Genomic DNA, 19,629 nt, shown 5'->3' with positions numbered 1-19,629 from the left:
AAGTGAGTTTTATTGCGACCACAATTTTTGACAGTCTATTTTCTCAAATTTAAACAGTCGAATAATTACTCTATGAAATTATCCCTACGATGACCGTAGCGTATTTTCAGGGGATAATGGATGTTCAGAAAAGAATTTTCGCTACTGCTGGTGATTAGCGCCCTGTTCTCAGGGCAGATTATGGCGGAGCACAAAGGGCATGAATTTGTGTATGTGAAAAACGCCGACCATCAGCTTCGTCATGAAGCTGACAGCGACGAGTTACGCAGCGCGGCTGAGGAGTCTGCGGAGGGGTTGCGCGAGCACCATGCCTGGCAGAAATCGCGCAAACCGGATACCCACTCTGCGGGTTAGCTGCCTTTACGCTTCGGCAGGGTCTTCATCAAATCGTCAGGGCTGACGGAGGCCACAATGCTTCCCGGAGGCGGCATTTTGAAGATGTGATTCTTCATCTTGCCGATAACGTGCATTTCACACGGACGGCAGTCAAACTTCAGCGTCAGCACTTCATCGCCATTCACCAGCTGCATCGGCGTCGCTTTCCAGCTTTTAATATTGCCTTTCGCCTGTTTCGGACAAAGGTTAAAGGCAAACCGCAGGCAGTGTTTGGTGATCATCACCGGCACATCGCCCTTCTCTTCATGCGCTTCATACGCGGCGTCAATCAGCTGCACGCCGTGACGATGGTAAAACGCACGCGCTTTGTGGTTGTAAACGTTCGCGAGGAACGAGAGATGCGTGTCCGGGTAGACCGGCGCAGGCACCGTTTCGGCCTTACGGCTGCTGTGCGGATAGTTTGCCAGACGTGCTTCATCCAGCATCTCTGCCGTTTCACGGCGGAACTGGTTCAGCAGGCTGTTCGGCACGAACAGCGCGTCCGGCAGATTCACCTCAATATTGCGCGCGTAATAAATGGTCTGCCCCAGCTTCGCCACGCCATCCTTGAGGTTGCTAAGCGCTTTCTCCGCATTGTTCGCCACCTCGAACAGGCCGTCGAGCGTATGCGTCACGCTGATACCGTCTTCGCAGGTCATGGTCAGGATCAGCTGCTCTTCCCAGCCCCCCAGCGCGATATCCACCGCAATGCGGCGCTCGCTGGAGGTCTTGAGCAAGGCCTGCTGCCAGTTGTGATCCAGGTTACGGTTAAGCGCCGCATTAGGACGGGCTTTGTAGAGATCGGCAGGCATTTCGTTCGGCCAGACGCGATAGCGATTTTCGCCGGTTTTCTCCACCGTATTGGCGCGGAAACCCACTACTTCACGTTTGATCATCACGTTGAGACCATCGCCGTTCGCCAGCGGCTCTGTAACCTGAACGTCAAGATGATCTTTCGCCACTTTCAGCACTTCACCCACCGGCAGGCCGATAAACTTCGGTGAATCGAACGCGCCAATATCCCCTTTACGGGCATTCACGAAATAGTCCGTGCTGCCGCGGTGGAAGGTCTTGTCCGTCGACGGAATAAAGAAATGCTCTGTACGACCGGCGGACGCGCGCGCCAGGTCACCGCGATCGTCGATGATGGCATCCAGCATCTGACGATAATGGGCGGTGATATTTTTCACGTAGCTCATGTCCTTGTAGCGCCCTTCAATTTTGAAGGAGCGTACACCGGCATCGATCAGCGCGCCGAGGTTGGCCGTCTGATCGTTATCTTTCATCGACAGCAGGTGTTTTTCGAATGCCACCACGCGGCCCTGATCGTCTTTCAGGGTATACGGCAGACGGCAGGCCTGAGAGCAGTCGCCCCGGTTAGCGCTGCGCCCCGTCTGGGCGTGAGAGATATTACACTGCCCGGAATACGCCACACACAGCGCACCGTGGATAAAGAATTCAATGGTCGCGTCGGTCGCCTGGTGGATATCGCGGATCTGGTTCAGGTTCAGCTCGCGCGCCAGAACAATTTGCGTAAACCCGACGTCCGAAAGAAACTTCGCCTTCTCAACGGTGCGGATATCGCACTGGGTGCTGGCGTGCAGCTCAATCGGCGGGATATCCAGTTCCAGAACGCCCATATCCTGAACGATCAGGGCGTCAACGCCGGTCTGGTAGAGATCGGTAATAAGACGCTGCGCGGGCTCAAGCTCATCATCATGAAGAATGGTGTTCAGGGTCACGAACACCTTCGCCCCGAAACGGTGGGCGAACGGTACCAGCTCGGCAATGTCGCGCAGGCTGTTGCTGGCGTTATGACGGGCACCGAAGCCAGGGCCGCCAATGTAGACGGCATCTGCTCCGTGAAGAATGGCTTCACGGGCAATGGCGGCGTCGCGGGCCGGGCTTAGCAGTTCAAGATGATGGGAGTGCAGGCGCATACTTCGTCGTTATCCGTTATGGTCAAAATGGCGGCTATTGTAGTCAGAAGTCTGTGCCAGTGAAACCGTTTTGCGACGCTTTAGCGGGGATAATGGATCAGAGAGTGAAAATGCACCGTCCGGGCGCTGCTGTTGCGGTACGCGTGCGGTTTATCGCCGGCAAAACGCACGCCGGAATCAGCGTATAGCGTGCGCCAGACACCGTCAATCTGCATGTCCAGCTCACCGCTTATCACCACCACGTGCTCGATCACCCCGGCTTCGTGCGGCGTGGACTCACTCAGCGCGCCGGGCGACAGGGTGATGGAGAAATGGTCGAACTTAATCTGTTCATCCCAGGGGAAAAGCGGTTTCACCACCATCGCCTGCTGCTGCGGATCGAACACCGCCTGCGGTTCGCTCTCTGGAGTGATAAACGCCGAAAAAGGTACGTTCAGCCCAGTGGCGATTTTCCACAAGGTAGAGACCGTCGGGCTGGACTCATTGCGTTCGATTTGCCCAAGCATCGCTTTCGACACGCCCGTCTCTTCCGCCAGTTTCGACAGGCTCCAGCCCCGCGCCTGACGCAGCGCTTTCAGTGTGGTTGCCAGGTGTTGAGTGATATCCATAGTTCCTCCCGTTGCGGCAAAGCATACCACTTGTACGCTATAGCGCACAGTGATACCTTATCCCGGACGTTATAACGCACAACGGAGTATCCATGCGATCGACTGCCTCTCTCTTTCCTGCCGTGCTGGCCGGTTTTGTTGCCGTTCTGGTGGGCTATGCCAGCTCTGCCGCCATTATCTGGCAGGCGGCTGCGGCGGCTGGCGCCAGTACACAGCAAATTGCCGGATGGATGACCGCGCTGGGGCTCGGGATGGGGATCAGCACGCTGGCATTGTCGTGGTGGTATAAAGCCCCCGTGCTGACCGCCTGGTCGACTCCCGGCGCGGCGCTGCTCGCCACCAGCCTGCAAGGCGTGACGCTGGCGGAAACCATCGGGGTATTTATATTCGCGAATGCGCTGATTCTGCTGTGCGGCGTCACCGGCCTGTTTGCCCGGTTGATGAAACTAATCCCGCACTCGCTTGCCGCCGCTATGCTGGCGGGCGTGCTGTTACAGTTTGGCCTGAAGGCATTCAGCAATCTTGAGGGACACATTTTTCTTTGCGGCAGTATGCTGGCCGCCTGGCTGGTGACCAAAGCCGTAGCGCCCCGGTACGCCATTGTCGCCACGCTGCTGGTGGGCGTGTTCGTGGCATGGGCCGGAGGTGACGTTGTCACGAACAGGATGACGTTATCAGTCATCATGCCGGAATTCATTGCCCCTGCGTTCACCTTCACCAGCCTGCTCAGCATCGGCTTACCCTTCTTCCTGGTGACCATGGCGTCGCAGAATGCGCCCGGCTTCGCCACCATGCAGGCATCGGGCTATCCGCTGGCGGTCTCACCGCTGATCGTTGCCACCGGCGGGCTGGCACTGCTGTTATCCCCCTTCGGCGTTTATTCTATATGCATCGCCGCCATCACTGCCGCCATCTGCCAGAGCCCGGACGCCCATCCGGATGCCAGTAAACGCTGGCTGGCCGCGGCGGCGGCAGGCGGGTTTTATCTGCTGGCGGGGGTGTTCGGCGGGTCGATTTCCGGTCTGATGGCCGCCCTGCCGCTGAGCGGCATCCAGACGCTGGCCGGGCTGGCCCTGCTCGGCACTATCAGCGGGAGTTTGTATCAGGCACTGAACCATGAAGCAGAACGCGACGCGGCGATCGTTACCTTCCTGATGACCGCCAGCGGCGTCACGCTCCTGGGAATTGGCTCCGCCTTCTGGGGGCTGGTGCTGGGAGGGATCTGTTACGCCGTCTTCTCACGCCTTCGCCGCGCGTAGCTGTGACGGCGTAATGCCGGTCATGCTGCGAAAACGGTTACTGAAATGGCTGGCGGAGTTAAATCCGCAGGCCAGCGCGATGTCGGTGAGCGGCGTGGTCGTGTGCTGTACCAGCGCTTTGGCCTTCTCCATGCGGCGCTGCATAACGTACTGATGCGGCGCCAGCCCCATCGACTGGCGGAACATCCGCGCAAAGTGATACTCACTGAGTGCGGCCTGGCCCGCCAGTTCCGCCAGGGTTAAGGGTTGTGCAAGGTTTTCCTCGATAAAGGCCAGCACGTTGCGCAGTACAAACGGTGATAACCCGCCGGTCACTACCGGCAGCTTCCACTGTACGCTGGAATAGTGCTGGACCAAATGCGTCAGCAATAAGGTCGACGCGGTGCTCAGAGTGAGCTGATTGGCGTTTTGCTGCCAGTCGCAGCCGAGCAAAAATTGGCGATAAAGGGCGGTGATTTTCGGATCGCTGCCGAAGATTTTTTCCTCCAGCGTCAGCGATAGCGGTCGTTTATCCCAGATTTTCTCCCCCACGTCCCGCAGGTGTTCATCGGTGCAGTAGAGGTGCACAAACGACAGGTCGTCACGAATATCCCACGTGGATTCGCTCTCTTCCGGCATCAGACAAAAACGGTCCGGCCCGCCGCCATTTTTCCAGCCACACGGCGTTTTTTGATAGCTTTCATAGCCATCCGCCACATACAGGCTAAGGGTGTGATGGTTGCTTTTCACCGTGATCGTGTCGTGCTTGTTGTACCACGCCGCCAGTTGAATGCCAGTATTGAGCGCGACGGTTTCCCGCAGCACTGCATTTTGTTGGCGTAACGTTTCAAAGGTGTCGTAAACGAGAGACATGGCCGTAAACAGGTGATTAATCAGACTGTCAGTCTAAGAAGTGTTGCAGCCTGTTACCAGCCATTGTACGAGAAAAAAGCGCAAGAATTTGCAAGTCCGGCGCAAGGCGATGAAAGCCGGGCCCCCCTTCTTTCGCCACACTGTTGTTTTTCGCGGTATGAGAAGAGAGACACCATGAACGCATTACTCTATGGGCTGGTCGTTGTGATCTGGGGCACGACCTGGATCGCCATTTTTTTACAACAGGGGCCGGTTGCAGCGCCGGTCTCCATTTTCTGGCGCTTCGCCGTGGCCAGCGCCACGATGATGATCGTCCTGGTCGCCCTTCGCCGTCTGCGCAGGCTGGCGCTGCGGGATCATCTCTACTGCATGCTTCAGGGCTGCTGCGTTTTCTGTTTCAACTTCTGGTGCTTTTACACCGCCGCCGCCCATATCAATACCGGCCTTGAGTCGGTGATTTTCTCGATGGCCGTGCTGTATAACGCCATCAACAGCTTTATCTTCTTCGGCCAGCGCCCACCCGCACGCTTCTGGACGGCGGCAGCGCTGGGGCTTATCGGGATCATTACCTTGTTCTGGAACGATCTGCTCGCCAGCGGCTGGAGCGCGTCGTTGCTTACGGGCATCGGGCTTTCCGCCCTCGGCACCTACGGCTTCTCGTTGGGGAATATGATCAGCATGCGTCATCAGCGAAACGGGCTGGAAACTATGACCACCAACGCCTGGGCGATGCTGTATGGCACCGTCGTGATGGGCCTTATCGCGCTCTTCAGGGGCGATAGCTTTATGCCGGAATGGACGGTGAGCTATATGGGGGCGCTGCTCTATCTTGCGCTGTTTGGCTCGGTGATTGCCTTCGGCGCCTACTTTACGCTGGTAGGCCGCATTGGTCCCGGTAAAGCCGCGTACAGCACCCTGCTGTTCCCGCTGGTGGCGCTGTCGATTTCAACGGTGTACGAGGGTTACGTGTGGCATCTCAACGGGATCGTCGGCCTGCTGTTGATACTGGGCGGGAATATGGTGATGTTTACGAAGCCGGAAACCTGGTTCCGCCGCCTGCGGACGGCATAAAAAAACGGCCTGCGAAAATGCAGGCCATTTGTATTAATTTGCTGTCTGATGAACATCAAACATGGTGGCATCCGTCGCCATGTCATCCACAACCTGCTTCAGGGTGCCGAAGCCCATCGGCGTATTCTCGTTCGCCAGCTCTTTCCCTTCACCTTTACGAACAACTTTAACCACCGGTTTGTTCGTGGCCGCGTCGATCAGCTCACCTTCGAAGAACAGATGCGTATCCATGGTACGATGGCCCGTTGCCATCTGCGTACCCGCAACCAGCAGCGCCACAGGCACCACTTCATAGAACTGCAAACCTTCTTTGTCTGAGCTCACACCCGTGATGGCGCCGCGGAAGATCAGGCTATGTTTGCCCGGCGTCGTCACAATCGGCTTACGCTGGCCAATCGCGGTTTTCAGTTTGGTATTGGTATAATTCAACAGCTCATCAAGCGTTTTTTGCCCAAGCTGAGTGGTCGGTTTTGGCGTCGGATAATAGGTTATCGGCGTCCAGATAATGCTGTCGTAATTCGCCTCATTATAGGACGGGTCAACCCAACGCAGGGTTGGCTTCCCGGTTGCAGATTTCATCTCCTGCAAGCCGGAGTAATCTTTTAAAAAGCCTGAATATTGATCGGGGGCTGCGACTTTTGACGCACAGCCGGAAAGGGCCAACAGACCAGAAAGCACTGCAACTTTAAAAAAAGTGTGAGTACGCATGATGGTATTCCATTTTATCTGCAAGTATGCACTTGAAGTTATAACAAAAAACCGGGCGATGTGTTGTGGCAAAAAATGACGAAGACAGCACAAATAGCGAAAAAACTGCCCAACCGAAACCGGGCAGTGAAAAATTACTCCTTCAGGTCCACTTGCCAGAACAGGTGCTTGCCGAAAGGATCGATTTCATAGCCCGTGACCTCTTTACGGACTGGCTCAAAAATCGTCGAGTGGGCAATCATTACCGCCGGCATTTGATCGTGCATCATCTGCTGCGCCTGCTTGTACAGCGCCACGCGTTTTTCGCGATCGGTTATCGATTTAGCTTCGGCAATCAGGTTATCAAACGGCTTATAGCACCATTTGGCCGAGTTCGACCCGCCGTTGGCGGACGTACAGGTAAACAGCGGGCCGAAGAAGTTATCCGGATCGCCCGTCGCCGTTGTCCAGCCCATCAGTGCGGCCTGATGCTCCCCGCCCTTCACGCGCTTCAGGTATTCGCCCCATTCGTAGGTCACGATTTTGGTCTGCACGCCCACTTTCGCCCAGTCCGCCTGGATCATCTCCGCCATACGCTTCGCGTTCGGGTTATACGGCCGCTGCACGGGCATGGCCCACAGATCGATGCTTACGCCGTTGGCAAATCCCGCCTCCTTTAGCAGCGCTTTCGCTTTTTCTGGATCGTAATCATAGTCTTTCAGCTCGCTGTCGGCACTCCAGACGCCAGGCGGCAGCAGGTTTTTCGCCGCCGTGCCGGTGCCGTGGAACACCGCCTCAATGATGGCCGGTTTGTTAATCGCCATCGCCAGCGCCTGGCGCACTTTTACGTTATCCAGCGGCGGCTTTTGCGTGTTAAACGCCAGGAAACCGGTATTCAGACCGGCCTTGCTCATCAGGTTGATGTCTTTGTTAGCCTTCACACGCGGCAGGTCCGCCGGATTCGGGAACGGCATCACCTGGCACTCATTCTTCTCGACTTTGGCAAAACGCACCGAGGCGTCCGGCGTGATGGTGAACACCAGACGATCCAGCTTCGATTTTCCCTGCCAGTAGTCAGGGAAAGCGGTGAAGAGGATGCGGGAATCCTTCTGATATTGCGCCAGCTTAAACGGCCCGGTGCCAATCGGCTGCATATCGACCTTTTCTGGCGTGCCCGCTTTCAGCATGGCATCGGCATACTCCGCCGACAGAATGGAGGCAAAGTACCACGCCAGATCAGCGACAAACGGCGCTTCCGGATGCGCCAGGGTGAAGCGCACGGTGCGATCGTCAACTTTATCAATGGCGGTAATCAGGCTGCCGAACTCCAGACTTTCGAAGTTGGAATAACTGCCGTTGGAGACGTTATGGTAGGGATGATTCACATCCTTCTGGCGCATAAACGAGAAAATCACGTCGTCCGCGTTGAAGTCGCGCGTCGGCGTGAACAGCTTATTACTGTGGAATTTCACCCCTTTGCGCAGGTGGAAGGTGTAGATCTTGCCATCCTCGCTTACCTCCCAGCTTTCCGCCAGGCTCGGCACCAGTTCGGTAGTGCCCGGTTTGAAATCGACCAGACGGTTATAAACCGGTACGGCGCTGGCGTCCACGCTGGTCCCCGACGTATAGAGCTGAGGGTTGAAATTTTCCGGCGATCCTTCGGAGCAATACACCAGCGTTTTTGCCGCGACGGTGGAACTGACCGTCAGTGCAGCAAGCGCCAGCGTTATCATTGTGAATGTGCTTTTCATCATTTATTCCTGTCTTTTTAATTCGACGGCTAATTACTTCTTTTGCCATTTCATAAATAACATTAAAGTGATGGCGCAAACACATGAAAAATAAATACAGAAGGAAACACTATGGGCTCAGAACTCTCCAGACAATTAACCCAACGCTTTTTCCGCTATCTCGCCATCACCAGCCAGAGCGACCCGAAAGTCAAAACCCTGCCCTCCACCCCGGGTCAGCACGACATGGCGCGGGAGCTGGCGAAGGAGCTGAAAACGCTGGGGTTAGATGATATTGTGATAGATGAGTTCGCCACCGTTACCGCCGTGAAAAAAGGCAATGTTCCCGGCGCGCCGCGGATTGGTTTTATTACCCATATCGACACCGTCGACGTCGGTTTATCCCCGGATATTCATCCACAAATATTAACGTTTACGGGGGATGATCTCTGCCTGAATAAAGAGAAAGATATTTGGCTGCGCGTAAATGAGCACCCGGAAATTCTGGCTTATCCTGATGAGGAGATTATTTTCAGCGACGGAACCAGCGTATTAGGCGCAGATAATAAAGCGGCCGTCACCGTGGTCATGACGGTGCTGGAAAACCTCACCGCTGAACATAAGCATGGCGATATTGTGGTGGCGTTTGTACCCGATGAAGAGATTGGCCTGTGTGGCGCGAAAGCGCTGGATTTGAAGCGCTTCGACGTCGATTTTGCCTGGACCATCGACTGCTGCGAGCTGGGGGAGATTGTTTACGAGAACTTTAACGCGGCGGCGGCTGAAATTCGCTTTACCGGCGTCACGGCTCACCCGATGTCCGCCAAAGGGGTGCTGGTCAATCCGCTGCTGATGGCAACGGATTTCATCAGCCATTTCGATCGCCGGCAAACCCCGGAATGCACCGAGGGGCGCGAAGGTTATATCTGGTTTAACGGCATCCAGGCCGGGCAGAACGAAGCGATACTGAAAGCCAATATTCGTGATTTTGACAAAGATGGTTTCGCCGCCCGCAAGCAGCACATTGCCGATGTGGCGGCGCAAATAGCCGCGCAGCATCCCACGGCAAACGTGGAATACCGCATTGAGGATACCTACAGCAATATCAGCAATGCGATTGGCGAAGACCGCCGCGCGATCGACCTGATGTTCGAGGCGATGGAATCGCTCGGCATCACCCCAAAACCGATCCCCATGCGCGGTGGCACGGATGGAGCGGCCCTGTCAGCCAAAGGCCTGCTCACCCCGAACTTCTTCACCGGCGCCCATAACTTCCACTCGAAGTTTGAGTTTTTACCGCTGTCGTCGTTCGAGGCCTCCTGTCGCACGGCCCTGCAACTCTGTCTGCTGGCCGCGCGTTAAGCGGGCTTGCGTGCGAGCATGGTGGCGAAGCGCAGCTTGATACGGTTCCCGTTGGCATCGGTACGGTGGAGTTCCCCTACCTCTTCGTTGTACTTGATCAGCTCCCAGCTTTCGTAGTAGTTGCTCAGTTCACCGGTTTTGAAGGCAAACGGGAAGCCGACTGTGCACGGATAATCCTCCGTATCCATGGCAGCAACGATCAGGTTATAGCCGCCTGGTCTGGTGCAACGCTGCATATTGGCGATAAGACCAGGGATGGTATTCGCTTCGAGGAACATCAACACGACGGTGGAAAGAATAAAGTCGTATTCGCCGTCAAAGGTCAGGTTGTTCAGATCCTTAATCGCCGTTTTCAGATTCGCGATCCCTTCCGCCGCCTTAATGCGCTCGATGTTATCGATACTCATCGGGTTTTTATCCCACGCCGTCACGTCATAGCCGTTGGCAGCGAGGTAGAGGCTGTTGCGGCCATTTCCGCAACCCAGATCGAGCGTTTTACCCGGCTTAACAATGTCCGCGCTGAGCAGCACCTCTGAGTGCGTGCGGGTCAGCCCATATTTCTCAGTAAAGTAGTTTTCATCGACAGTCATTATTTTTCCTCAGATTGCATAAGCAGTGCCTTATCAGCGCGCACCAGAAGTTTGCCCTGCATCAGCAAGATAAAAGTACGGACCAGCAGCATCGCGATGATGAAGTTGGTGAAAATAAACAGGGGAACCGCGAGGGCATGAAAGAACCCTGACGGACTGCTCTGCCCCAGATGTAAACCGGTGGTCGCCAGCGCCGACACCCCGAACGAGAAGCTCCAGAACGACGCGTTGAACGGCTGCGACAGATACCACGGCATCAGACGCAGCATAAACAGGAGTTGCAACAGGCCATAGCCGAAAAGCATTTTGGCGAAGGTGTCCGCTTCGCCGCCGTTGACGCTAAACCAGGCGCTACAGGCCACCAGGGCAGGCGCAAGCTGGATCCCGAGCGAGGTACGAAGGGCAGCGGGCAGTTCGCCCGCGCTGCGCAGGCGTTGCAAAATGACCGGCTCCAGGCTCAGCCAGGAAAAGACCCCGGCACCAAGGAACACCAGCCCCGCGTCGTGGAAGCCTAGCGCACCGCAGGCCATCGCGCTGATAAAATTGTTCGCTACCGTCGGCAGATACAGTCCCGGCGTCGTGGCTTCTTCCGGATGCTTGCCGCGCCACAGCCCGGCGCTTTGCCAGGCGGCATACGCAAGCTGGATCACCACGCCCACGCTAAACAACCCCAGCGCCAGCGGGCGATACCACGGCACAAAGCCGATGGCCACCAGCAGCGTTGTGGCAGGAAACAGGCTGACAAAACTGCTCATTACCGGATGCCGCATCTCGGCCAGCACGCTATGTGGAAACCGTACCGCACGGGTAAGAAACGCCACGCTCAGAAGGAACCAGATCGCTACCGCCATCGCCACCAGGATCTCGCCCGGCCAGCGTGTCACCGGCCAGATGGTGCCGGCGTAACGCCAGGCGAACCCCATGCCTATGGTCCCGAGGACCATACCGAAATACCCGGCGGGCAAGTTAAGAACACGTTGGTTTTGGTTATGCATTTTTTTTAAACTTTAAAATGTATTTTAAATGCCATTTTAAGGGGTTTCCTGAGCGGACGCCAGCACTTCGAAAAACCAAAACTTTGCTACGTTTATTGAAAGGCTTTTCAGGGATATCACGATGACAAAAATATCGGCTTAGCAATGAAACGCGTCTCTGGCGCTGGCAGGACGGCTCAACGGCGTGCACAACGCCTCTCAGACAAATTATTGCCGTGAAGGATTTTAACGATGTGACCAGCGGGACTAAAGGCGGTTGGGTTGATGATGAACACGCGCTCGCCCAGGACGGGGATTGCTGGGTTTACGATGAAAACAGCGTGGTGTTTGCCGGGGCCAGGATATCCGGTAACGCCCGCCTCACCCAACCCTGCATCGTAAGCCACGGCGCACACGTTGGCGGCAACGGCTGGCTTGACGCGGCAGAGGTGAGTCACGGGGCGGTAATAAGTGACAACGTCACAATTCAGCACTCCACCGTACGCGGGGAATGCCGTATCGCGGGTGACGCGCGGGTGCTGCATAACAGCCTGGTGATTGCAGCTAAAGGGCTGACACCCGACCGTGAGCAGATCCTGCAAATCTATGACAGAGCCACGGTCAGCCAGTCGCGTATTGTGCATCAGGCGCAAATCTACGGCGATGCCATGGTGACCTGGGCCTTTGTTGAGCACCGCGCCGAGGTATTCGATCGCGCCATTATTGAGGGCAACGCGATGAATAACGTCTGGGTGTGCGACTGCGCCAAAGTGTACGGCAACGCCCGTCTGCTGGCCGGTCTGGAGGATGATGCCATCCCGACCGTGCGGTACAGTTCACAGGTCGCGGAAAACGCCCTCGTCGAAGGCAACTGCGTCATTAAACACCACGTATTAATAGGCGGCGAGGCGTGGTTACGCGGCGGGCCGATCCTGATTGATGACAAAGTGGTCATTCAGGGGCGGGCGCGTATCAGCGGCGATGTCCTGATTGAGCATCAGGTGGAAATAACGGACGATGCGGTTATCGAGGCGCTGGAGGGTGAAAGCATTCACGTCCGGGGAGCCAAAGTGATTAACGGCGACACGCGGATCACCCGGACGCCGCTGCTGGGGGCGCTATAGCGGGAAGATTCTGGCGTACAGGTTCACGTCATCGTAGCGACCGTTGAGCATTTCCGCTTCCCGCAAACAACCTTCCAGCGTGAAACCGTTGCGCTGCGCCACCCGGTTACTGCTCTGGTTATCCACGCGACACTTGATCACAAAACGGCGGATCTCACCGCGCTCAACGTAATAGCGCATAAACGCCTGGAGCGCCTGAGAAAGAATACCCTGCCCCTGATGCGCTTCGTCAAGCCAGTAGCCGATATACCCGGCCTTATTCGCAGGCTCGATCGCGTTGAAGGAGAGCACGCCTATCAGCTCGTCATTCATAAAAATCAGGAACATTTTGGCGTAACCGCGCTGGTGCAACATCTGGTTGCTCTGCACGTTGCGGCGCGTGTCCTCTTCGCTGCCGACATGCTGCGCCCAGTCAAAGGCGGTTTGCAGCCAGGTTTTGTTTTTGATTACGAGGTTATGCAGATCGGTGGTATAGCGCTCTTCGACGGCGCGAAGCTCGATTTCCTGGTTAACGGGGATGATTTCTGAAGACATGGTGCCTCTTAATTGCCGGGTGGCGCTAACGCTTACCCGGCCTACAAATGCGTCCGGAGCAGGCCGGGTCGCCACCCGGCACAAACCCATAAGGACTAGCGCATGATCCGGTCGTCAACGTAGTTACGTTTGTCCGGCGCGGGCGGGAAGTACTGGTACAGCCAGGTCTCGCTGATGGCATCGCCCTGACAGCGCAGGAACAGGCGCATATCCACCGGCTCGGTGGAGTCAGAGGTTGGATACCAGTCAAACAGAATGCGATACCCGTCGAACGGCTCGACGTAGAGGATCTCCACCTGCTTCGCTTCACCGCTGGACAGGGTGATCACCGGCTCAATGCCCTTCGGTGCGGCGGCCTTCAGATCGCCCCCGACGAAATCAATGGCAAAGCGACGGGCCCACACTTTCGGGTAATTTTCACCCGGCGCCCAGCCCTCCGGGAAGCCGCCCATACCGGTACGGGTGGCGTAGACGTTTGCCAGCGGGGAACGCACCGGCGGCTGTGCGCTCCAGTAGAGACGGTATTTGAAGTCCAGCTCATCACCCGCCTGCACCGGTTTCTCTGGCTGCCAGAAGCAGACCACGTTATCGAGCGTCTCGCCGGTTGTCGGGATCTCCATCAGGGCAATGGAACCTTTCCCCCAGTTGTTGCGCGGCTCGACCCACAGGCTTGGTCGCTTGTTATACCAGCCCATGACGTCCTGGTAATGGGAGAAGTCACGGTCAAGCTGCAACAAACCAAAGCCTTTCGGGTTTTTATCCTGGTAGGCGTTAAATTGCAGCTTTTGCGGGTTGTTCAGCGGCCGGCAGATCCACTCCCCGTTACCGCGCCACATCGCCAGGCGGTCTGAATCGTGGATCTGCGGATGAATAGTGTCGCACATGCGGCGTTCGTTGTTGCCGCAGCTAAACATGCTGGTCATTGGCGAGATGCCGAGCTGCTTGATGTCTTTGCGCGCATAGAGATGGTTTTCGACGTCCATGATCACCTGGCTCTTCTCACAGTGGATCACAAACTTATAGGCACCGGTAATGCTCGGGCTGTCCAGCAGCGCATAGACGGTAAAGGTGGAATCACCCGGCTTCACGGTTTCAAACCAGAAGGAGGTGAAATCCGGGAACTCTTCCGGGGTGTCGGTAAAGGTATCCACCGCCAGACCACGCGCAGAGAGGCCGTACTGGTAGGTATCATCCACCGCGCGGAAGTAGCTCGCGCCCAGGAACGAAACGATATCGCGTCGCGCCAGCTCCGGCGCTTTAAAGACGCGGAATCCGGCGAAGCCGAGGTCGCTCTGCCCTTCAAGCTGGCGGGTATCCACGCCCGTATCGCCGTAGCTGAACAGCTCAGGCCGGAAGTGGATCTCACGCGCCTGAGAGGTGGTTTGATCCAGCGAGAACATGCGCACGCGGCGGCGGAACCCCATCCCCATATGGAAGAACTGGGCGTCCAGCTGACGGCCTTCAATGTTATTCCACAACGACTGCTTCTCATCGTAACGGATGGCGTTGTACGCCTGCGGCGTCATGGTGGCCAGCGTTTCCGGCAGCGGACGCGGCGCACCGCCCCACGCGGTTTTCGCCAGATCGTGCGCCATGGATTGCAGAACAGAGAAGTCAAAGCGACGGCTCTGACCGTCGGCAATGTCGGAGTCAGCAGCATACGCCGCCTGGGAAAACAGAGAAGCAAGGCCAGAAGTGCCGCTCAGGGCAGCCATTGCCAGGGAACCTTTGAGAAAACGTCTGCGATTCATGCCTGAGAAAACGTCCTTATGGTCGTGTGAATGAGTTTCGCGCGCAGCGAAATGACGGCAAGAAAGAACGCACAGCCTAAACAAAAACGGTTAAGAATCCAATTGTTGGCGGGTGATTATCTGAACAAACCGAGAAATATTTTCTGTCGACCAGAACGGCCTGAAAGTGGTGTAAAAAACAGTAAATACACAAAATCATTCATGCTGGATCAAGGCGGCAAGTCTGAGAATCCCCAGGAGCTTACTCAAGTAAGTGACTGGGGTGAACAGACGTAGCCAACGCAGAGGCAGCCTGAAGGATGAAGTGTATTTAAAAGTGTCCCGGCTGGACATCAACAGCCGGGACCAACGAGGCGGTTATTTTACGCTGACATCGATACCCGGGAAGTACTTATCAGCCAGTTTAGCGATCGTGCCGTCGGCACGTACTTTATCAATTGCGGCATCTAGCTGCTTTTTGGTGGCCTCATCCCCCTTACGCAGCCCAAAGCCGATCCCACTGCCGAGGATGGTGTCGTCCGACACCGGTTTGCCGATAAAGCCAAACCCTTTACCCTGCGGCTTACTGAGGAAACCTGCCTGCCCGGCCGCTGACATGACCAGCGAGGCATCGATGCGGCCATTCAGCAGATCTCCCCAGGCCATATTCTGATCTTTATAAGACACCACGGTGACACCGTGCTTTTCCCAGTGCTCTTTGGCGTAAGTTTCCTGAATTGAACCCTGAAGAACGCCGATGGTTTTGCCCTTCAGCCCTTCGGTGGTAGCCTCTACCGCAGAACCGGCTTTGCCCACCAGCTGGGAGGGAATGCGATAGATGGGCTGGGTGAAATCAATGCTTTTGCGACGCTGTTCGGTGATGTTCATCGCCGAGTTTATGGCGTCGAACTTTTTCGCCACCAGACCGGGGATCAACGCATCAAACGAGGTTTCAACCCAGCTGCACTTCAGCGCGGCGGCTTTACAGATGGCATTTCCCAGCTCTACGTCAAACCCTTCCAGCTCCCCTGACGCATTGCGGCTTTCAAACGGCGGATATTCCGCTTCCAGCCCGTATCGCAACTCGGTAGCGGCAAACGACGAGAATGAACACAACAGTCCCATGCCGACAACTAACGCGCGTAATTTCATCTCAAATTCCTTAACGTGGTGTAACCCGACAAAGGGCCTGGGCACCTGCCCGTAACGTCGCCTCATCTTTCGCAAAAGAGAGACGGATTAACTTATTGTCCGTGCCATCGGCATAAAACGCCGACAGCGGAATGGTGGCAACCCCGTACTCGACAATCAGCCTTTTCACCATCTCGCTGTCGCGCTCGTCGCTAAAGCCGCTGTAATCCGCCAGAAGGAAGAACGAACCGGCACTTGGTAGCAGCCTGAACGGTGAGTCGGCGAGCAAACTTTGCAGCAGATCGCGCTTGCGCTGATAAAACGCCGCCAGCGACAGCCAGGTTTGCGGATCGGTCATGTGTTCGGCAAACGCGTACTGCATCGGCGTATCGGCCGAGAACATTAAAAATTGATGGACTTTACATATCTCATCCATCAGCTCCGCGGGTGCCACACAATAACCCACGCGCCAGCCGGTGACGTGATAGGTTTTTCCGAAAGAAGAAATAATCACGCTGCGCTCCGCCAGCTGCGGGTGCGTCGCCATTCCGTGGTGCGGTTCGCCATCAAAAACGACGTGCTCGTACACTTCGTCAGACAAAATGATGATGTCGGTGTGGCGCGTCAGCGCTGCCAGCTGGTGCAGATCGGCGGCTGAAAACACCTGCCCGCTCGGGTTGTGCGGCGTATTGACGATGATCATCCGCGTGCGCGGGGTAATAGCCGCCCGTACTTCATCCCAGTTCACGGCAAAATCCGGTACCGTCAGCTTAATGGCGATCGGCGTCGCCCCTTGCAGACGCACAATCGGCGCATAGCTGTCAAAGGAAGGCTCGAAATAGATCACCTCATCCCCAGGATGAACCAGCCCGCTGATGGCTGAGTAAAGCCCTTCGCTGGCGCTGGCGGTCACCAGCACCTCACTCGCCGGGTCATAGCGTGTGCCATAGAGCGTGGCAATTTTGTCCGCAATGCGCTCCCTGAGCGGTTGCAGCCCGGTCATGGAGGCGTACTGGTTATGCCCTGCCTCCATGGCGCGGGTCACGCCGGTGATAAGTTTTGGGTCGCAGGAAAAATTCGGCGCACCCTGAGAAAGGTTGATGGCGTTATGCCGGGCTGAAAGCTGGCCGATAACGGTAAAAATGGTGGTTCCCACCTCGGGCAATTTGGATCGTGTCTGCACCGGCGTTTTCAAAGTCATCCTCTGTCCCTTCTCGTGGTGAATGCATAACTATTCAAACAACAACTTCATTGCCGGGACAATCGAATTGTTGTCATAATAGCCATGACAAAAACGCATAGCTAAGGTGAGATATGTCGCGTCGATCATTTCCGCTCAATGCCGTAGAGACATTTATCGTGACCGCGCGTCACCTGAATCTAACCCATGCCGCCAGGGAGCTTTGTCTGACGCAGGGGGCGGTAAGCCGCAAAATCGCTTCGCTGGAAAGCTGGTTCGGCTTCCCGCTGTTCGAGCGCCATGCGCGCGGCCTGCGTCTCTCCTCTCAGGGAAGCGCCCTGCTGCCGGAGCTGCAATCTGCGTTTGAGCACCTGCTGAACGTTGCTGAACAGGCACGAACGCACCAGACCGTTATTCGTCTGAAAGCGCCTACCTGCGCGATGCGCTGGCTGGTGCCGCAGCTGCTACAGGTGGAGCGCGAACAGCCGGAACTCCAGATTGCGCTGACCACCACCACCGATCATAACGTCAATTTCAAAACCGAATCCTGTGACGCGGCGATTGTGTTTGGGACACACATGAGCGCCGGCGATCTGCTGTTCGAAGAGGCCTTAACCCCGGTGATGAGCCCGGTACGGGCCGGTTCTGCGCTGGAAACTCTCACCTTCCTTCACCCCACGCGGGACAAAACGGACTGGACGCTGTGGCTGGCGAAACAGCCGGGTCCGCCGCCAGCTATGCTCAAAAATCAACACTTCGAAACCATGGATCTGGCCATTACCGCCGCCATTCAGGGGCTGGGCATCGCCATCGCGGATGAAACGCTGGTGGAGGAGGACGTGCGCGCCGGACGGCTGATGCGGCCTTTTGACACAAGCATAAAGACGGGGGCGAGCTACCGGCTGATATTACGCGACGCACCCGGCCCGGAAAACGGACTGGATGCGTTTCGCGCCTGTCTGCTCAGTCGAGGCTGACGTGGTGTTTCATCACCCGTTTGAAGAGGCTCATACGGGCACGCATGAAGCGGTTTTCAAGCCGAAAACCTGCATGTTTATTCACACCGATACGTAACAGCACGTCTCGCCCTTTCCGGCAGGCGGGCCAGCGCGTGGGCCCTGTCAGGCTATCACGTCCCCCCGCATCCCGGGCGAAGCTCACCCAGTAATCCGCCACCTGAGCGGCGAAGGCCAGATCGCGTTCATTTACATACTGCCTCGAGGGTTCCACCTGTCCAAGGGTATCGAACACGTAGGGTACTTCGTTGCCGTGCCAGGCGCCGTTGATGTACGTCGCGTGCTCCGCTTCGGCCACATAATCAAACCAGTATCGCCAGCACAGGCCGCCCGCCCGCTGCTGGGCCTGCATCACCACGTATCCCATGGTGGTAAAGGCCATGTCGCGGCATACCTGCCTGCCAAGTTCCTCATCGCCCTTCACGCCAGGATAAAGCAGCTTTATCAGCCCCAGGCCAAAACGCCGCTCGCGGCGGAGCTTCTGGATCTGCCCGGCCAGATCGACCCCGAATACCGACATCACGCTGGCTTCGTCGCTGTTCGACCCAATCATCACCGGTACAGGATGCTGACGAGCCGCGAAGAAAACGTCGAGCATGGCCTCAGGCAAAACGCAGTCACCCACGATGGGCGCAGGGGCGATATTCAGCGGCGAGGTCAGCGGCCAGAACGCCTCAGGCGGGATCGCGCGAAGCTGTTCCGCGGTGGCATTTTGCAGGCCGAAATGGGCGGCAATCACTTCGCCTTTATGCATGGCCTGCCCGCGTGGGGTGTCGGGCAGCGTGTACCCGCTTTGCACAATGGCTTTATGGAACAGTCCTCCCGCAAGCGGGGAGGCCATCAGCGACAGCACGCTGCGCGCGCCGGCCGACTCGCCAAATACGGTGATGTTCTCAGGATCGCCGCCGAACGCGGCAATGTTATCGCGCACCCATTCCAGGGCCTGGATCTGATCGAGCAGCGCAAAGTTATGCACCACGCGCTCTTCTTCCCCCTCCAGCGCCGGATGGGCAAAAAAACCGAGGTGTCCGAGACGGTAATTGATCGTCACCACCACCGTGCCGCGCTTCGCCAGCGCCCTGCCGTTATACGGAGGCAGCCCGCCAGCACCGAGGGTAAATCCTCCGCCGTGCAGCCAGACCATCACCGGAAGCGGATCGGCGCGTGCGACTGGCGACCAGACGTTAAGGTAGAGGCAGTCTTCAGAGAACTGGCCGGGATCGCCGCCGCCCAGCTCCTGACAGCTTTCGCTGCTCTGCCAGCTGGAGGCGGAGAACGCCGTCGCCAGACGCACGCCATCCCAGCGCGCGGGGGGACGCGGGGAACGCCACCGCCACTGGCCTACGGGCGGCGCCGCATAGGGAATGCCGCACCACACGTGGGTATCGCCTTCAGTAAAACCAATCAGTGCGCCCTGGCGCGTTTCAACCACAGGGGCGGAGGGATTTTCCATACCAACCTTCTTT

18 protein-coding genes and 1 pseudogene are annotated in these 19,629 nt (G+C 56.9%); 7 read left to right on the top strand and 12 right to left on the bottom strand.

Annotated elements, in window-relative coordinates:
- Positions 1 to 120 precede the first annotated feature (120 nt).
- Complete coding sequence (locus IM290_RS10985; RefSeq protein WP_015570548.1) at positions 121 to 354, top strand: DUF2554 family protein; 234 nt, start codon at positions 121 to 123, stop codon at positions 352 to 354.
- On the opposite strand, the gene IM290_RS10980 is transcribed toward IM290_RS10985, so the two are convergent.
- Together IM290_RS10980 and IM290_RS10975 are read right to left on the bottom strand one after the other, a co-directional pair.
- Complete coding sequence (locus IM290_RS10980; RefSeq protein WP_193042172.1) at positions 351 to 2,315, bottom strand: U32 family peptidase; 1,965 nt, start codon at positions 2,313 to 2,315, stop codon at positions 351 to 353. The two genes, IM290_RS10985 and IM290_RS10980, sit on opposite strands and share 4 nt — an antisense overlap.
- 80 nt (positions 2,316 to 2,395) lie before the next feature.
- On the bottom strand, positions 2,396 to 2,923 hold the full coding sequence (locus IM290_RS10975; protein WP_193042173.1) for a helix-turn-helix domain-containing protein: 528 nt from the start codon (positions 2,921 to 2,923) through the stop codon (positions 2,396 to 2,398).
- A gap of 92 nt (positions 2,924 to 3,015) precedes the next feature.
- Between IM290_RS10975 and IM290_RS10970 the strand changes: the two genes are divergently transcribed.
- On the top strand, positions 3,016 to 4,182 hold the full coding sequence (locus IM290_RS10970) for a benzoate/H(+) symporter BenE family transporter (protein ID WP_039270769.1): 1,167 nt from the start codon (positions 3,016 to 3,018) through the stop codon (positions 4,180 to 4,182).
- Here the strand turns inward: IM290_RS10970 and IM290_RS10965 are convergent.
- Complete coding sequence (locus IM290_RS10965; RefSeq protein ID WP_032648282.1) at positions 4,162 to 5,034, bottom strand: helix-turn-helix domain-containing protein; 873 nt, start codon at positions 5,032 to 5,034, stop codon at positions 4,162 to 4,164. The two genes, IM290_RS10970 and IM290_RS10965, sit on opposite strands and share 21 nt — an antisense overlap.
- Before the next feature lie 174 nt (positions 5,035 to 5,208).
- On the opposite strand from IM290_RS10965, the gene IM290_RS10960 reads away from it, so the two are divergent.
- Positions 5,209 to 6,105, top strand: coding sequence for a DMT family transporter (locus IM290_RS10960; protein WP_023303719.1), 897 nt, complete (start codon positions 5,209 to 5,211; stop codon positions 6,103 to 6,105).
- 33 nt (positions 6,106 to 6,138) lie between these two features.
- On the opposite strand, the gene IM290_RS10955 is transcribed toward IM290_RS10960, so the two are convergent.
- Positions 6,139 to 6,813, bottom strand: coding sequence for a DUF3313 domain-containing protein (locus IM290_RS10955; protein WP_111962067.1), 675 nt, complete (start codon positions 6,811 to 6,813; stop codon positions 6,139 to 6,141).
- 134 nt (positions 6,814 to 6,947) lie between these two features.
- Positions 6,948 to 8,543, bottom strand: coding sequence for an ABC transporter substrate-binding protein (locus IM290_RS10950; protein ID WP_193042174.1), 1,596 nt, complete (start codon positions 8,541 to 8,543; stop codon positions 6,948 to 6,950).
- A 111-nt stretch (positions 8,544 to 8,654) separates the two neighbouring features.
- Here IM290_RS10950 and pepT point away from each other — a divergent pair, with 111 nt between their 5' ends.
- Positions 8,655 to 9,884 (top strand): peptidase T, encoded by a 1,230-nt coding sequence (gene pepT / locus IM290_RS10945; protein ID WP_017693444.1) that lies wholly within the window; start codon positions 8,655 to 8,657, stop codon positions 9,882 to 9,884.
- On the opposite strand, the gene tehB is transcribed toward pepT, so the two are convergent.
- Together tehB and tehA are read right to left on the bottom strand one after the other, a co-directional pair.
- Positions 9,881 to 10,474, bottom strand: coding sequence for a tellurite resistance methyltransferase TehB (tehB, locus tag IM290_RS10940; RefSeq protein ID WP_193042175.1), 594 nt, complete (start codon positions 10,472 to 10,474; stop codon positions 9,881 to 9,883). The genes pepT and tehB overlap by 4 nt on opposite strands.
- The gene (tehA, locus tag IM290_RS10935) at positions 10,474 to 11,469 is read right to left on the bottom strand and encodes a dicarboxylate transporter/tellurite-resistance protein TehA (RefSeq protein WP_193042176.1); all 996 of its coding nucleotides are present in this window, start codon (positions 11,467 to 11,469) and stop codon (positions 10,474 to 10,476) included. Before tehA ends, tehB begins: the two co-directional genes overlap by 1 nt.
- 128 nt (positions 11,470 to 11,597) lie before the next feature.
- Between tehA and ydcK the strand changes: the two are divergent.
- Positions 11,598 to 12,572 (top strand): annotated as a pseudogene (gene ydcK, locus IM290_RS10930) (YdcK family protein); the annotation flags it as partial.
- Here ydcK and rimL read toward each other — a convergent pair.
- Positions 12,567 to 13,106 carry a 50S ribosomal protein L7/L12-serine acetyltransferase gene (rimL, locus tag IM290_RS10925; protein ID WP_017384000.1) on the bottom strand — a complete coding sequence of 180 codons (540 nt, stop codon included), beginning with the start codon at positions 13,104 to 13,106 and terminating at the stop codon, positions 12,567 to 12,569. The pseudogene ydcK and the gene rimL sit on opposite strands and share 6 nt — an antisense overlap.
- Positions 13,107 to 13,201: 95 nt before the next feature.
- Complete coding sequence (locus tag IM290_RS10920) at positions 13,202 to 14,857, bottom strand: glucan biosynthesis protein D (RefSeq protein WP_193042177.1); 1,656 nt, start codon at positions 14,855 to 14,857, stop codon at positions 13,202 to 13,204.
- A gap of 30 nt (positions 14,858 to 14,887) precedes the next feature.
- Here IM290_RS10920 and IM290_RS10915 point away from each other — a divergent pair, with 30 nt between their 5' ends.
- Entirely contained in the window at positions 14,888 to 15,133 is a 246-nt protein-coding gene (locus IM290_RS10915) for a hypothetical protein (protein ID WP_072049628.1), read from the top strand.
- 81 nt (positions 15,134 to 15,214) lie between these two features.
- Here IM290_RS10915 and IM290_RS10910 read toward each other — a convergent pair whose 3' ends face one another.
- Positions 15,215 to 15,988 (bottom strand): transporter substrate-binding domain-containing protein, encoded by a 774-nt coding sequence (locus tag IM290_RS10910; RefSeq protein ID WP_193042178.1) that lies wholly within the window; start codon positions 15,986 to 15,988, stop codon positions 15,215 to 15,217.
- Positions 15,989 to 15,998: 10 nt separating this feature from the next.
- A complete protein-coding gene (locus tag IM290_RS10905; RefSeq protein WP_193042179.1) occupies positions 15,999 to 17,168 on the bottom strand; it encodes a pyridoxal phosphate-dependent aminotransferase in 1,170 nt (389 codons plus the stop codon).
- 113 nt (positions 17,169 to 17,281) lie between these two features.
- On the opposite strand from IM290_RS10905, the gene IM290_RS10900 reads away from it, so the two are divergent.
- Complete coding sequence (locus IM290_RS10900; RefSeq protein WP_193042180.1) at positions 17,282 to 18,124, top strand: LysR family transcriptional regulator; 843 nt, start codon at positions 17,282 to 17,284, stop codon at positions 18,122 to 18,124.
- Here IM290_RS10900 and IM290_RS10895 read toward each other — a convergent pair.
- Positions 18,111 to 19,616 carry a carboxylesterase/lipase family protein gene (locus tag IM290_RS10895; RefSeq protein ID WP_193042181.1) on the bottom strand — a complete coding sequence of 502 codons (1,506 nt, stop codon included), beginning with the start codon at positions 19,614 to 19,616 and terminating at the stop codon, positions 18,111 to 18,113. The genes IM290_RS10900 and IM290_RS10895 overlap by 14 nt on opposite strands.
- Positions 19,617 to 19,629 lie beyond the last annotated feature (13 nt).

Source organism: Enterobacter cloacae complex sp. S1 (assembly GCF_014930525.1).
GTDB lineage: Bacteria > Pseudomonadota > Gammaproteobacteria > Enterobacterales > Enterobacteriaceae > Enterobacter > Enterobacter hormaechei_C.
The sequence above is the reverse complement of the archived record's forward strand: the minus strand, read 5'-3'. Positions and strand labels throughout refer to the sequence as shown.

Coding starts and splice junctions, on each gene's coding strand:
- IM290_RS10985 (WP_015570548.1), top strand. CDS start 121: ATGTTCAGAAAAGAATTTTCGCTACTGCTGGTGATTAGCGCCCTGTTC.
- IM290_RS10910 (WP_193042178.1), bottom strand. CDS start 15,988: ATGAAATTACGCGCGTTAGTTGTCGGCATGGGACTGTTGTGTTCATTC.
- IM290_RS10950 (WP_193042174.1), bottom strand. CDS start 8,543: ATGAAAAGCACATTCACAATGATAACGCTGGCGCTTGCTGCACTGACG.
- pepT (WP_017693444.1), top strand. CDS start 8,655: ATGGGCTCAGAACTCTCCAGACAATTAACCCAACGCTTTTTCCGCTAT.
- IM290_RS10965 (WP_032648282.1), bottom strand. CDS start 5,034: ATGTCTCTCGTTTACGACACCTTTGAAACGTTACGCCAACAAAATGCA.
- IM290_RS10980 (WP_193042172.1), bottom strand. CDS start 2,315: ATGCGCCTGCACTCCCATCATCTTGAACTGCTAAGCCCGGCCCGCGAC.
- IM290_RS10920 (WP_193042177.1), bottom strand. CDS start 14,857: ATGAATCGCAGACGTTTTCTCAAAGGTTCCCTGGCAATGGCTGCCCTG.
- tehA (WP_193042176.1), bottom strand. CDS start 11,469: ATGCATAACCAAAACCAACGTGTTCTTAACTTGCCCGCCGGGTATTTC.
- IM290_RS10955 (WP_111962067.1), bottom strand. CDS start 6,813: ATGCGTACTCACACTTTTTTTAAAGTTGCAGTGCTTTCTGGTCTGTTG.
- IM290_RS10905 (WP_193042179.1), bottom strand. CDS start 17,168: ATGACTTTGAAAACGCCGGTGCAGACACGATCCAAATTGCCCGAGGTG.
- IM290_RS10900 (WP_193042180.1), top strand. CDS start 17,282: ATGTCGCGTCGATCATTTCCGCTCAATGCCGTAGAGACATTTATCGTG.
- IM290_RS10895 (WP_193042181.1), bottom strand. CDS start 19,616: ATGGAAAATCCCTCCGCCCCTGTGGTTGAAACGCGCCAGGGCGCACTG.
- tehB (WP_193042175.1), bottom strand. CDS start 10,474: ATGACTGTCGATGAAAACTACTTTACTGAGAAATATGGGCTGACCCGC.
- IM290_RS10915 (WP_072049628.1), top strand. CDS start 14,888: ATGAGTTTCGCGCGCAGCGAAATGACGGCAAGAAAGAACGCACAGCCT.
- rimL (WP_017384000.1), bottom strand. CDS start 13,106: ATGTCTTCAGAAATCATCCCCGTTAACCAGGAAATCGAGCTTCGCGCC.
- IM290_RS10960 (WP_023303719.1), top strand. CDS start 5,209: ATGAACGCATTACTCTATGGGCTGGTCGTTGTGATCTGGGGCACGACC.
- IM290_RS10970 (WP_039270769.1), top strand. CDS start 3,016: ATGCGATCGACTGCCTCTCTCTTTCCTGCCGTGCTGGCCGGTTTTGTT.
- IM290_RS10975 (WP_193042173.1), bottom strand. CDS start 2,923: ATGGATATCACTCAACACCTGGCAACCACACTGAAAGCGCTGCGTCAG.